The following is a 13324-nucleotide window of genomic DNA, read 5'->3' as shown; positions in this document are numbered from 1 at the left end:
AGCATTTCGAGCGACTTCCGATCGCCGATGCTGGCCGGCCTCCCCCTTCTGATCGACTGGAACGGCCCATGACAGCCGACACGACCTCGACGCCGCCGCGACCCGCGCGCCGCCGCGATTTTTCGCTGAGGCAGTATTTCGACCTGGTGACGACCCTGACCCAGAAGGAGGTCAAGGTCCGCTACAAGAACAACGTGCTCGGCTATCTGTGGTCGGTCGCCAATCCGCTGGCCTCGGCGATGGTGTTCTACTTCGCCCTCCAGGTCATCATGGCCACCAACGTGCCGAATTACGTTGTGTTTCTGATCATCGGCCTGTTCTCCTGGCAGTGGTTCAGCAACTACCTGATCGGCGCTAGCGGCGTGTTCCTGGCCAACGGCAGCCTGATCAAGAAATCGGTGTTTCCGCGCTTCGTATTGCCGATCGCGCTGAACCTGCAGGACACCTTCCACTACTTGATGTCGATCCCGGTCACGATCGCCTTCCTGATCCTGTACGGCATCCACTTCGGCTGGGCGATTCCGGTGGGGATTCTGCTGATCACGCCGGCGCAATTCCTGCTCCAGCTCGGCCTCGGCCTGGCGCTGTCCTCAAGCAACCTGTTCTTCCGCGACATGGAGCGGATTCTGGCGATCGGCCTGAACATGATGTTCTACCTGTCGCCGGTTATCTATCCGATCGAGCGCGTGCCGAAGGAATACGCCGCGCTGATCTACCTCAATCCGATGACGCCCCTGATCGAAGCGTGGCGCGGCATCTTCCTCCACGACACGCTGCAGTGGGGCAATATCGGTCTCGCTTATGCCTATGCGGCTGTGACGATGACGTTCGGCATCTTGATCTACCGCGCGCTGGTGGATCGCTTCGCCGAAGTGATCTGACTTTTCCGGAGCAATCCACCTCATGAGCTGCGCCATCAAGTTCGATCACGTCCGCAAGACCTTCGCCGATCGCACGTTCCTGACGGGCGGCGTCAAGAATTTCATTCTGAACGGCTTCCAGTTTTCCAAATACGCCAACAATCATCTGGTGCTCGACGACATCTCGTTCGAGATTCCGCACGGCTCCACGGTCGGCTTCGTCGGCCGCAATGGCGCCGGCAAGAGCACCCTGCTCGGCCTGATCGCCGGCATCATGAAGCCGGACAGCGGCCGGATCGATGTCGACGGCCGGGTTTCCTCGCTGCTCGAACTGGGCGCCGGCTTTCATCCGGACCTGTCCGGGCGTGAAAACATCGAACTCTACGGCGTCGTGCTCGGCTTCTCCCGCGCCGAGATCCGCCGCCGGCTCGACAGCATCATCGACTTCGCCGAACTTGCCGAGCACATCGAAACGCCGATCCGCTTCTATTCGAGCGGCATGCTGGCGCGGCTCGGTTTCTCCGTGGTGTCGCAGCTCGATCCGGAAATCTTGCTGGTCGACGAAGTGCTGGCCGTCGGCGACTATCAGTTCCAGGCCAAGTGCAGCGAGGTCATCAAGCGGTTTCGCGCGGATGGCGGCACGATCGTGCTGGTCTCCCATTCCGCCGGCGACATCGTCAATCTGTGCGACCAGGCCTTCTTCATCGAAAACCACCGTATCGTGGCGTCGGGCGATCCCGCCGAGGTGATGGCGAAGTACCAGCCAGCGGCCGGATAACATCCTGCTTCGCCGGCCCGGTCGCCTGAGCCGACAGCGACGGTGGAGCCAGCTCTCAGCAGCCCCGCACGCAGCTTTACGGCGTCGCGCCCGGTCTTGGCGCTTTCCCAGCGGGTAAGCCGAAGGGCGGCGTGCGAACAAGCCGCATGGCATTTCGCGTGTCGAAACGGGACCTTACGCGAGGCCGTACCTTGACCTGCCTCTGTTGTCCGCGCCCCAAATAATGCTAAGACTTGTCGGCCAAAGGACTGAGCGTCTTATGATCAAAGCCATCTTCAATGTTCACCCCTACGCCATGGAATTGCCCGGCGGGGGGGAGATGCAAATCCTCAAATATCAGCAATACATGCCGGGCGAGTGTGAGGTCATCCTTCACGACATCTGGCGTCCGCGTCTGCGCGAAGCCCGCATCTTTCACCATTTCCACATGGTCGCGGGTGCGGAGGGCTTTCTCGACTACGTTCGGTCCATGCAGTCGAAGATCGTTCTCAGTCCCAATCTCTGGATCAACGGCTCGAACAGCCAGAATCTCAACCTGCCGCAGATCCGCCAGTATTACGACATCGCCGACATCATCGTCTGCAACTCCAAGGCCGAGATCGAAAACCTCAGCCAGCACACCGGCATTCCGCGCGAGAAAGCCCGGGTGGTCCCCAACGGCGTCGATCTCTCCTTCATGACGCCGGTGTCCGACGATGCGTTCCGCGAATGGGCGGATATTCGCGGCCCTTACATCCTGTCGGTCGGCAATATCGAGCGGCGGAAGAATCAGCTGGCCGCGATCCGTGCCGCGAAGTCGGTCGGGCTGCCGCTGGTCTGCATCGGCCGCATCCGCGAGAAGGACTATTTCGAGTCCTGCGTTAAAGATGCCGCCGGCGACGCCTTCCGCTACGTCGGCCATCTCGACCAGAGCGATCCGCGTCTGGCGGCCGCCTACCAGCATTGCGCGGCCTTCCTGTTTCCCAGCTTGCTGGAGACGCCGGGTATCGCCGCACTCGAGGCTGCGGCTTCGGGCGCGCCGCTGGTGATCACCAACGAGGGCAGCACGCGCGACTATTTCTCGGGTTACGCGGAGTACGTCGATCCGAACGATCAGACATCGATCAACTCGGCGCTGGTGCGCGCGCTCTCCAACCCGCGCAGCAACGATCTACGCCACCACGTGGTGACGAATTTCTCGTGGCCGCATGTCATCATGCATCTGCTCGGACATTACCTCGAGCTGTCCTACACGCCGTAAGCACCCGAATTGTCGGAATAAGCGGTGGGGCTGCGTGTGCCTCATCGCCAAGAGTCGGCCCGACAGATCAGCGGGCCGCTGCCCGCCGAGCCGCGGCCCGTAGCGGATCCTGCGCAAAGCTCAAGTTCAGCTCGGTGGCCGGAAACGACGGATCCTGCAGCCACTCCGGCGAACTCGTCGCGAGCACGACCGTCTTGCCCGATGCTGCCAGAAGCTGCGCGCGGGTATGGATCTTCTCACGCATCCCAGTATCGAACATCAGCGCCATCTCGTCGAGAAGGTAGAGATCGGCGTCGCGCAGCAGACAAGCCGTCATCGCGATTCGGGCCCGATCGATCTCGGCAATGTCCTTGATGCGGACGTAAGCGAGATCGAGCATCCCGGCGAACAGGAACGCGGACTCGATCCGGCGCTGTGCCTCGTCGGCGTCGCCGTCCGGCATGCGCAAGCCGGCCATCAGCGCGTCGGCAACAGAGTCGCGCTCCGACAGCGCCGCGCGAATCTTTGCGGCGGATGAGACGACGCCGTTGACCACAAGGGATCCGGCTGCCGCCCGGTTGCGGCCATCGATGCAGGCGAACAGCTTGTGGTTCAGGAGCGGGCTTGAATGCGACAGGATCAGCAGCGCGCCGCGCTGAATCTTCAGATCCATCGGCCCGAACCGGAATTGCGCGGACCTGCGTGGCTGTTCGCGCCGACCGAACTCCAGCCATCGCACCAGCGCATCGGCGGCGGACGGCGACAGCGTCTCGACGTCGAAGCAGGCGCCCGTCATCTGAACGACGTCATCCATCATTGCACACCTTGCAGATCGAGGTTGCCATGCATGGCGACCTTATCATTGACGCTGTCGAAGGTCGCCGTCCGGCTGGCCTCGAAGACGTTGCCGGAGATCAATCCCCGCCCGACGCGATCCAGCCCACTGATGCCGTAATTATGCGTGGGCCCGAACCCCGAATAGGCGCCGATCGTGTTGTTCCGGACCATCAGCAACTTGCAGCTCTCGACATGAATCCCGGAGGACGCCGGATCGAGGCGGCCGTTGCCGGCGATGGACGATCCGTCGATCGAGATGTGGCTGCCGCCGTTGATGGCCACGCCATGCTCGCCGTTGTTGTAAAGCCGCGCCCCGCGGAACGCGACGTCGTGCACGGCGTCGTAGTGATCGACCACCAGGATGCCCGCGCCCCGGTTCGAACTCGACCAGTCGCCGGTCGACTGAACCCGGCGAACGGAGCCGGACGGCGAGGAATCGATGCGGAAGCCGCTGGCGACGCAGTTGTCCATCGCGTTGTTCGAGAGGAAGACGTGCTCGAGCCAGCGGTCGGGCGTCGCGACCAGATGCAGGCCAATGCCGCAGTGAAAGGCACCGCACGAATTGACCCAGATCCCTTGCGAATTCGCGATGCGGAAGCCGACTTCGCAAGGCTCCGACGCGCCGGGGCATTGCACGAACACGCGCGTCAGATATTGATCGTTGTGCACCCTGTCGCCGTGAACGAGAACGCCGACGCCCTCGTGGGCCCGCGGGTCGATGATCTCGAGATCCGTCAGATACACGAAGCTCGAGTTCAATACCTCGACGCCACAGTTCATGTTGGCGATCAGGCAACGCCACATTTTCACGTCATAGGCGCCATTGAACTGGACGCCACAGCCGGTCGCGAGCGGATGCGAGGTATTGACCGTCAGGTCCGCGATCGAAATACGCGATGCGCGCGAATGTGGACTCCCCACCATCACGCCACAGCCGAGGTCGTTGTCGACCAGCAGGCGCGTCGCCTCGCGACCCGCACCGATCAGCGAGATGTTGTTGCGCTGGATCTGGATCGGCTCCTCGAGCCGATAATCCCCAGGCCCGAGCGCGATCGTGCCGCCTTGGGCCGGCATATCTCGAATCGCGCGATTCAATAATCCACCGGCTTCGGTGTAGCCGTCGGCAATAATCTGGTATCTGCCGAGATCGAACTGAGTGGCCATCCCTGACTCCTGCGCGACCACCGTCACGCTTCGCACGTACTACACATCGACGACGTAGCGGAACTTCTGCTGGCGGCCGACGCGAATGAACTGCGAACGGGAGACAAAACCGAGCGCCACGGCACCCGGCCCGAAGATCTGCTCGACGTGGCCGCGAACAGCGGCTTCGTCGCGAGGGTTGTGGAGCGCAAGCCTGAGCTCCAGCGATTCACCGCCGCTCCGGACGAACTGGAAGTCGGTGACCAGCATGTGCCGGGACAGCACGTCCTGCACGAAGCTCGTCGAATAGCGAACGCCGTTGATCAGCACCACATCGTGGACACGTCCCTCGACGCCCTCAAGATAGACGCCGGCGCGTCCCTTGATCACCCGACTTTCGTCGCCGGTCGCGTAGCGAATCAACGGAGCCGCGTAGTTGACGAGCGAGGTCACCACCAGCGGGCCGCTGACGCCGGACGTCGACGGCAGTGTTTCGACCCATACGCAGGGGTCCATGATCTGCAGATAATGCCGGGCTGTGGCGTCCGCCGGCGAGACGTCGGAGTCGGTCCCGGTTTCGTCGGCCGGCGGAAAGAACCGCTCATGCGCGACGATGCCGAATTCGGCGTTGCCGTAGCGATTGGCGACGCGACATCCGAACACCTTTTCGATGGTCGCGCGATGGCCGTCGCCGAGCCGTTCACCGGTCGAGACGAACACCTTGAACTTGCCCTTAGCCGGCAGGTTGCGATCCTTGACGAAGTTGGCGAGGTGAAACAGCGTCGAGGGATGGCCCTGCACCAGAAAGGGCTGATGACGTTCGATGCTCTTCCAGAGCGCCTGCAGATTCTCGTCCGACCAGGACGCGCATTCGACGCTGATCCGGTTAGTCGCGGCGCGGCGCCACCATTCCTCTCGCAGCGCGCCGCGCGGCACTTCGCCGGGCAGTTCCGAGGAAATGTGCAGCTGCTGATCCGAGGGACCGAACCCGACCCATTCCTGGCTGATCCGGGTGACAGCCGCCGATTCATCCTTCGCAGCCGGGCTGAAATACACCGGCAGGGATGCGCCGGTCGAACCATTGGTCCGGCTCATCTGCATATTCAGGTGCAACTTGGCGTCCGGATGCACGATCCGGTCACCAGCTTCGAGCAGATCCGCTTTGGTGAGGACCGGGATGTTGTTGAGATATCGAATGTCGCGAAGAATCTTCACCGGGTCGAAGCGGAGCCGGGAGAACAGGTCGCGGTAGAACGGAATTTCGTGCTGCGCCCATTGCACGATCTGGGCGAGGCGCAGCCGGTTGCGCTGCTCGCGCTCGACCCACGGCGTCGCGAGATCGCGATTGATGGCGCGGACGCGGCTTCTGACGTCCCGGACGGAGAGCTTCTCCGCCAGCGGGAAGACCACACGGGAACTGAGATAGGGCAGCAGCATGACTGTGTCGTTTCTTCGCTACGGCTGCTTTCCAGCGCTCTAGTGACGGACGATCTTTTCGATCAACCCGAATTCCTCAAACATCTGCCACGGGGACAAATCGTCGACCACGACGCGGTCGTTCAGATAGGCACGCGAATAGACGTCGAACAGATCGGGCAGATGTTGCTGAAAGCCCGGGATGTGCTTGCAGCGCTCGAGCAGCCGAGCCATCGAGAACATCGGGGCGAGTTCGGCGTCGGCGCCGAAATAGACGTGACGGGACCAGGTCGGCGTATCGGCACTGTGATTGGCGCGATACGGCGCGATCTGCTCGGCCGAGACGCCCTGCGTCTCGGCGAGATCGAACAGATCTGGCATCCGTTCCAGATGCCAGATCAGCGCCCAGCGCAACCACGACACGTTCATGTTGACGATCACATAGGGGTCGCCGATCCAGTAGCCGGGCCGGTTGATCATGTGACGCAACACGTAGTCCGACGTCGGGATGCAAGTCATCAGATTCGAGAACGGCGGACCCGACGTATCCTGCGTGTAGGCCGCGACCGCGTGGTCCTTGCGGAACACGCAGGCGTAGATCGCCGTGAACAGGTTCTCGTTGAACGCCGCGAACGACCGGATCTCGTTGGAGAAGTGACTCGGCGTCGAGGGCGCGATCGGAATCGACTTCAGCACGATTTCATCGATGTTCGACAACTGCTCGGGCTTGTCGAAATGCGTATAGGAATAGTTCAGATAGACCAGCTCGACCGACGGGTGGGCGTTGATGACCTGCAGGATCCGCGGCACCACGCCGCTCCGCGTCAGGTCGTCGTCGCCAACGATCCAGACATAGTCGCCGCGCGCGGCTTTCGCCGTCACTGCGAGGTTACCGAGCATCCCGACGTTCACCGGGTTGCGGATGTAGCGGAAGCTGGGATTGTCCAGATACGGCTCGACGATCTCCGGGGTGTGATCGGTCGAGGTGTTATCGACCACCAGCACCTCGACCTCCGGCCCCGCCGCCCGGGCGCTCGCCAGCAGCATCGGCAGGCTGTGGCGCAGCCATTCGGCGCGGTTGTAGGTCGAGATGCACACCGAAAGCTTGAATTCCCGGCGGGGCCGCTCGACGCTCTGCGGCCGCAAGGCCGGCAGATGACGCTCGAATGCGTTCAGGAAGGTGGGCGTCCGGTCGTGCAGATGCCACGACATCTCCAGCGCATAGTCTTCCCAGGTCGGGAGAACGCGCGCCACGGCCTCTTCCCCGAGCCGCCAGCGCGCCTCGTGGTTCTCCGCCAGCCAGGCGATCTTTTCGCCGAGCATGTCGCCGTCCTGGGCGTCGATCAGCACGCAGCCGCCGCCATGAGCGATTTCGGCGACCGCCCCCTTGTCGCTGCAGATGCACGGGCGACCGTGCCATAGGCTCTCCACCACCGGCAGGCCGAAGCCCTCGAGCTGCGACGGGAAGATGGTGAAATCGCATTCGGCGTAGAACTTGGCCAGATCCTCGTCACCCGGCAGATCCACCACGACGATGTCGGTTTCCTTCGACACCTCGGCGACGAGATCGCGAGCGTATTGCTCGTGGTCGCGGGTCGAGCCGACCAGTTTCAATTCGAGCTGGATCGGCGAGCTCTTCGCCTGCAGAACCTTGCGCGCCTGCCGGAAGCCGTGGATCGCCGGAAGATGGTTCTTGCGCGGCTCGAAGGTGCCGACCATCAGCACGGTGATCTTGGGCCCTGCGCTCCGCTTCACCTCGGTGGTGCGAACCAGCGGGCGCATTTCGGCGGCCAGCGGCAGCGACACGATCCGCTGCCGGATCGTGGTCAGGCGCGGCAGTCGCTTGCAGTAATACGCCCAAAGATCGTCGCCCATCGTCCGCGAGATCGGGAAGATGACGTCGGCATTCTTCATCACCTCGAAGTAGTAGTGATACCCCTGCTGGGCTTCGGGCGAATACAGATGGGTGAGCGTCACTGGAATGAGATCGTAGAAGATCACCGCGATCTTCATCTTCAGAGCCCGCGCGGCGAGGATCACCTGCATCAGGTTCGGATCGGGCAGCACCAGTTCTGGAACGATCAGCCAGGTATCTTCCAGGTCCCGCGGGATGGGATCACCCGTCCGTGCCACGGACGGGCCGTGCCACTGGCCGAGATGCTGCGCCTCCTCCGGCGTGATGCCGACGAACGACTGTCCTTCGCGATTCCATTTGACGAAGTCCAGCGAGATGCCGAGCCGCTCCATCGCCGCGCCGAGCTGCCGGACGACGCGCTGCACGCCGGAATTGCCGTGATAGGTCACGGTCGAATTCACCCAGTAATAAGCGTGCGGGATGCCGGGAGCGACGCGCGTCAGGCCGAGGAACGCCTCGGCGTAATCAGCCCAGCCAGACAGCTCGCGCTCGGTCGCCTCGCGCCGCAGCGTCGAGCGCAGTTCGCGGTCGACGGCCAGCCGCTCGAGCGCGTCGGTCAGCGCAGCTTCATCGTTGGTATCGATGACGAGCGCGCCACCGCCCTCGGCAACCTCCTGCATCGATCCGAAATTGGCGCACAGGCACGGCACACCGAGCCACAGGCTCTCGGCGATCGGCAGTCCATAGCCCTCCTCGACGGAGGGGAACACGGTGAACAGCGCCTCCTGGTACAAGGCGTGCAAGTCCGGCTCGGGGACGTAGTTCAACAACTCGACACCCGACACCTCGGCGGACAGTGCATCCACCTCGGCCCGCACGATCGGATGAACATTGCCGACGATTTTCAGCCGCAACGCGAGCTCCGGCCGGCGCTCCTGCACCTTGCCGAACGCGCGGATCAGGGCGACCTGATTCTTGCGCGGTTCGACGGTGCCGACCGACAGAATGAGATCGGAGCCTTCGCGTTCGGGAAAGGCCGAACGCTCGATGCTGGCGAGCTCGTACGGCAACTTCAGCGGGCGGATCAACGGTGCGCGTCCGACCAGTTCGGTCGCCGTGTGCCGGTAGAAATGATCGAGGTCGCGCCCTGCGGAGTCGCTGATCGGAATCAGCACATCGGCGAAGAACAGATGCTGCAGATACTCGGAATGAGTCTGCTTGATCTCGGCGAACTCGGGACGCTTCAGCGGGATCAGATCGTAGACGATCGCGGCGGTACGCATCCGGAAGCGCCGTGCATACAGCAGAATTTCCAGCGTCGCCGGCCGCGCCTGATAGGTCAGGTGCGTGACTTCGGGAATGATCAGCCAGCTCTCGCCGAGATCGGCAGCATGGGGCGCGAGATGCAGCGGGACGTTCGCCGCGGCAGGCTCCTGAAACGCGGGACCATGATGCTTGGCAAGATGCGCCTGCCGCCCGGACTCGAGTTCAATCAGCGCGCCGTCTTCCGCCGACCAGCCGACGAGGACCACGTCCATCGGACGCCGCCGCAACGCACTGGCGAGCCCGCGCACGACCCGCTGGACACCGGAATTGGCTTCGGAGATGGACGTATGGTCGGCAAACAGGAAGACTTTATTGGCCATCTTTCGAGCACGATTCCATCGCGAGGGAGAACAAGATGGGAGTGGACCCATTGGGCTCCTTCGGAGCGCGTTCTGAGCGTTTCTGGTAGTTCCCGGCCCCGCCTGCGACGGAGCGGAAGAACACCCATTCACCCGCGAACTGCCCGAACTGATCCCTGCTTCGCCGAACGTCCAATGCTTCTAGCACTGCTTTTTCGGAACACAAACCATCGCCGCCGGAGACTAACCGGATGCGACTCTCTCGCGCCAATAATTGAGCACGTTCAGGATCGTATCCTCCCAAGCCAAGCGCGGCTCCCAGCCCAGTAGCTGCCTGGCGCGGTCGGCATTGCCGACAATCAGAGGCGTGTCGTTCGGTCGGACGCGGCTCGGGTCCGACCGCACTTCGATCCGGACCGGCGACTGCGCCAGCATCAGTTCGAGTACGCTGCGGACGGTTCGTGCATGGCCGGACGCGACGTTGATCGCGCAGCCTTGCGGCAGGCTGTCGAACTGCAGCAGCGCCCGCACATAGGCGTCCGCAACGTCGCGAACGTCCAGGAAGTCCCGCTTCGTATCGATGTCACCGACATCGATGACGGGTTCCTGCTCGCTGCGCTCGATCCGCGCGATCTGTGAGGCAAACGCCGGCACGACGAATTTCTCGGTCTGGCCGGGGCCGGTGTGGTTGAACGGCCGCATCCGGATTGCCCGCAATCGCAGCCGCGCCATCTGCCCAAGCATGATGTCGGCGGCGGCCTTGGCGGCGCCATACGCATTGGTCGGGTCGAGCATCGCCGTCTCGTCGACGGCAACGCCCTTGTTGAACGTCGCGCCGTAGACCTCGGCACTGCTGCAGTGAACAATCCGGGTCTCCGGACAGAATTCGTCCACCGCCAAAGCGATGTTGAACGTCCCGCCGAAGTTGACGGCCCACGCCCCTCGCGTGTCGCGCGAGGCATCAGTTACCGCCGATATCGCTGCGAGATGCAGGATATGCGTGGGGCGCTCACGGCGAAGCAGATCGCTGACCGCGTCCGCATCCGTGACATCGAGCGCCATCGAGCGAACATTGTCGACCAGCGCGTTCGGCTGAGCGCGGTCGGCGACCAGGATTTCGCCATCGGCCGGCAGTGCACGCTGCAAGGCGTCGACGACCCACTGGCCGACGAAGCCCCCTCCGCCGGTAATCAGAACCCTGAACGCCCCCACCTGCGTCACTGAATTCGCCCGTCAGGTCCGTGCGTTGCGAAGGCGAGCGAGATCCGCATCGACCATTTCGTGGATCATTTCCTCGAGCGTGATCTTGGCGGTCCAGCCGAGCTTTTCCTTGGCCTTCGCCGGATTGCCGAACAGCACGTCGACTTCAGCGGGCCGGAACAGGGCCGAATCGATCTTCAGATGGGCATCCATGTCGAGGCCGACGTAGGAAAATGCGATCCGGCACATGTCGCGCACGGTCGTGGTCCGGCCGGTGGCGATCACGTAGTCGTCCGGCTTGTCCTGCTGAAGCATCAGCCACATCGCCTGGACGTATTCCCGGGAGTGGCCCCAGTCGCGCTTGGCATCGATATTGCCGAGCCGCAGTTCCTTGGACAGACCCAGCTTGATGCGGGCAACGCCGTCCGTGACCTTGCGGGTGACGAACTCGATGCCTCGCAGCGGCGACTCGTGGTTGAACAGGATGCCGCTGCTGGCGTGCATGCCGTAGCTCTCGCGATAGTTCACGGTCATCCAATGCGCGTAGAGCTTGGCCACCGCGTAAGGCGAACGCGGATAGAACGGCGTCTTCTCGGACTGCATCTCTTCCTGGATCAGGCCGTACATCTCCGAGGACGACGCCTGATAGAACCGCGCCTCGGGACGCTCCAGACGAATTGCTTCCAGAACATTCGCAGCGCCGAGACCCGTGACCTGCCCGGTCAGCAGCGGCTGATTCCAGGACGCCTTCACGAACGACTGCGCACCGAGATTGTAGACTTCGTCCGGCTTGACCTCGCGGATGATGCGGATCAGCGACGACAGATCGATGAGGTTGCCGTCGACTTCACGGATGTCGTTGTGGATGTTGAGCCAGCGAAGCTTGGCGTCGACGACTTCCGCCGCGCTGCTCCGGCGCATCAGGCCGTGGACTTCATATCCCTTGGTGAGAAGAAACTGCGCCAGATAAGCGCCGTCCTGTCCGGTGACACCGGTAATGAGTGCTCGCTTCATGAAGAGGCCCTGTTCGCAGGAGAATTAAAGAATTTCGATTTCGGGGAACGGGAAGATCATCTTGCCCCCGCTATTCAAAAATTCCTGCTCACGCGCCACGATGCCTTCCTTGAAGTGCCAGGGCAGCACGAGGAAGTAATCGGGCTTCATCGCCTTGGCTTCGGCTTCCGAAATGATCGGAATATGCGAGCCCGGCGTGTAGGCCCCGAACTTGTCCGGATTGACTTCGGCGATCGCCACAACGTCCTTGCTGGTGATGCCGCAGAACTGCAGCACGACGTTGCCCTTGGTGGACGCGCCGTAACCGATGATCTTCTTGCCGTCGGCGACCAGCGACCGCAGCAGGCGGGTCAGATCCGAGCGGTGACGATACACGCGCTCTTCGAAATCGCGGAACGGGCGCACTGTGCCGAGCCCCATCCGCTCTTCCTGGCCGAGAAGCCACTCGATCACCGCGTCGTTGCAGCGGATCGGATTGCGGCGCTTCGCAGCAGTGACGGCGAAGCTGCCGCCGTTCACGGCGTTCATCTGGACGTCGACGATCTTCATATCGACCGCGTCGAGAATCTTCTTCACGACGTCGAGCGAATAGTATTCGAGGTGCTCGTGGCAGATCGTGTCGTAGCTGCACATCCGCAGCATCGACGGCATATAGCTCTGCTCGAAATGCCAGATGCCGTCGTCGGCGAGACTGTCCGCAACCTGACGGGCAAAGCTGATCGGCGATTCCAGATCGTAGAACATCGCGATCGACGAGATGATCCGCGCCGGCTTGGTCCCGACCGAGCGGAAGGCGTCGGCGGAGAAGAAGTCAGGAACGAGGGTGATGTCGCCCTTGTAGTACTGACGGAACTTGTTGCCGGTCGGATCGATGCCGATGCGCTTCAGCGACGGCGTCTGGTAGGCGGACAGCGAGGTCGCATCGTTGGAGCCGATATCGACCACGACGTCGCCCGGCTGCAGGCCGGCCAGCTTTTCGAGACCGTGAATCTTCTGGACCAGATGGCGGACCATCGACTGGTTGAGGCCCGAGCGATAGCCGTAGTTCTCGCCGTACATCTCGCTGGCGTCGTAGGAATGCGCAAGCTGCAGCAGCCCGCTATCCGAGCACCAGACCAGTTCGAGTGGACCCGATGTGATCTTCTCGTCGACCGACTTCGGAAAAACGCCGGTGAGCACCTGCTTACCGAGGTTGAGGACGGACACGAGATTTTCACTTCCCGAGATCCGGCACTTGTCGATCTTTCGATAACTCACGGTCACGTAAACTCCTCCTGCAAACGCGGGTCCTCGAAACTCCGAACTAATCGATTATGCCGTCGGGATTGGAACGGGGGCGATTGATATAGCTTCTGCGCGCGCGATACAAGGCTTCGG

General features: G+C 62.5%; 10 protein-coding genes. 3 read left to right on the top strand and 7 right to left on the bottom strand.

The features are described 5' to 3' along the window. The first annotated feature begins 68 nt into the window (after positions 1-68). From ACFFJ6_RS04445 to ACFFJ6_RS04435, 3 genes are all read left to right on the top strand, one after another. On the top strand, positions 69-881 hold the full coding sequence (locus ACFFJ6_RS04445; protein ID WP_378384768.1) for an ABC transporter permease: 813 nt from the start codon (positions 69-71) through the stop codon (positions 879-881). Between the two features lie 22 nt (positions 882-903). After that, the gene (locus tag ACFFJ6_RS04440; RefSeq protein WP_378384766.1) at positions 904-1638 is read left to right on the top strand and encodes an ABC transporter ATP-binding protein; all 735 of its coding nucleotides are present in this window, start codon (positions 904-906) and stop codon (positions 1636-1638) included. Positions 1639-1897: 259 nt separating this feature from the next. Next, positions 1898-2878 (top strand): glycosyltransferase, encoded by a 981-nt coding sequence (locus ACFFJ6_RS04435; RefSeq protein WP_378384764.1) that lies wholly within the window; start codon positions 1898-1900, stop codon positions 2876-2878. A 67-nt stretch (positions 2879-2945) separates the two neighbouring features. Here the strand turns inward: ACFFJ6_RS04435 and ACFFJ6_RS04430 are convergent, their stop codons facing one another. The 7 genes from ACFFJ6_RS04430 to ACFFJ6_RS04400 all read right to left on the bottom strand — a co-directional run bounded on the left by ACFFJ6_RS04430 (position 2946) and on the right by ACFFJ6_RS04400 (position 13204). Further along, positions 2946-3671 (bottom strand): P-loop NTPase family protein, encoded by a 726-nt coding sequence (locus ACFFJ6_RS04430; protein WP_378384762.1) that lies wholly within the window; start codon positions 3669-3671, stop codon positions 2946-2948. After that, complete coding sequence (locus ACFFJ6_RS04425) at positions 3671-4885, bottom strand: right-handed parallel beta-helix repeat-containing protein (RefSeq protein WP_378384761.1); 1215 nt, start codon at positions 4883-4885, stop codon at positions 3671-3673. Before ACFFJ6_RS04425 ends, ACFFJ6_RS04430 begins: the two co-directional genes overlap by 1 nt. 12 nt (positions 4886-4897) lie before the next feature. Further along, complete coding sequence (locus ACFFJ6_RS04420; RefSeq protein ID WP_378384760.1) at positions 4898-6274, bottom strand: phenylacetate--CoA ligase family protein; 1377 nt, start codon at positions 6272-6274, stop codon at positions 4898-4900. A gap of 39 nt (positions 6275-6313) precedes the next feature. Then, complete coding sequence (locus ACFFJ6_RS04415; RefSeq protein ID WP_378384758.1) at positions 6314-9754, bottom strand: glycosyltransferase; 3441 nt, start codon at positions 9752-9754, stop codon at positions 6314-6316. Between the two features lie 222 nt (positions 9755-9976). After that, positions 9977-10954, bottom strand: coding sequence for a GDP-mannose 4,6-dehydratase (locus tag ACFFJ6_RS04410; protein WP_378384756.1), 978 nt, complete (start codon positions 10952-10954; stop codon positions 9977-9979). A gap of 12 nt (positions 10955-10966) precedes the next feature. After that, on the bottom strand, positions 10967-11947 hold the full coding sequence (gene gmd, locus ACFFJ6_RS04405; RefSeq protein ID WP_378384754.1) for a GDP-mannose 4,6-dehydratase: 981 nt from the start codon (positions 11945-11947) through the stop codon (positions 10967-10969). Positions 11948-11971: 24 nt separating this feature from the next. Beyond that, positions 11972-13204: a class I SAM-dependent methyltransferase gene (locus ACFFJ6_RS04400; protein WP_378384752.1), complete on the bottom strand. Its 1233-nt coding sequence runs from the start codon at positions 13202-13204 to the stop codon at positions 11972-11974. Positions 13205-13324 lie beyond the last annotated feature (120 nt).

The sequence above is a fragment of the Rhodopseudomonas telluris genome (assembly GCF_042432815.1).
Taxonomy (GTDB): domain Bacteria; phylum Pseudomonadota; class Alphaproteobacteria; order Rhizobiales; family Xanthobacteraceae; genus Rhodopseudomonas; species Rhodopseudomonas telluris.
Note: the sequence above shows the minus strand (reverse complement) of the source record. Positions and strands in the feature narration are given on the sequence as shown.

Bases quoted from the DNA above. Each gene is read 5' to 3' on its own strand.
- ACFFJ6_RS04445 (WP_378384768.1), top strand. From the start codon at position 69: ATGACAGCCGACACGACCTCGACGCCGCCGCGACCCGCGCGCCGCCGC.
- ACFFJ6_RS04440 (WP_378384766.1), top strand. From the start codon at position 904: ATGAGCTGCGCCATCAAGTTCGATCACGTCCGCAAGACCTTCGCCGAT.
- ACFFJ6_RS04435 (WP_378384764.1), top strand. From the start codon at position 1,898: ATGATCAAAGCCATCTTCAATGTTCACCCCTACGCCATGGAATTGCCC.
- ACFFJ6_RS04430 (WP_378384762.1), bottom strand. From the start codon at position 3,671: ATGGATGACGTCGTTCAGATGACGGGCGCCTGCTTCGACGTCGAGACG.
- ACFFJ6_RS04420 (WP_378384760.1), bottom strand. From the start codon at position 6,274: ATGCTGCTGCCCTATCTCAGTTCCCGTGTGGTCTTCCCGCTGGCGGAG.
- ACFFJ6_RS04415 (WP_378384758.1), bottom strand. From the start codon at position 9,754: ATGGCCAATAAAGTCTTCCTGTTTGCCGACCATACGTCCATCTCCGAA.
- gmd (WP_378384754.1), bottom strand. From the start codon at position 11,947: ATGAAGCGAGCACTCATTACCGGTGTCACCGGACAGGACGGCGCTTAT.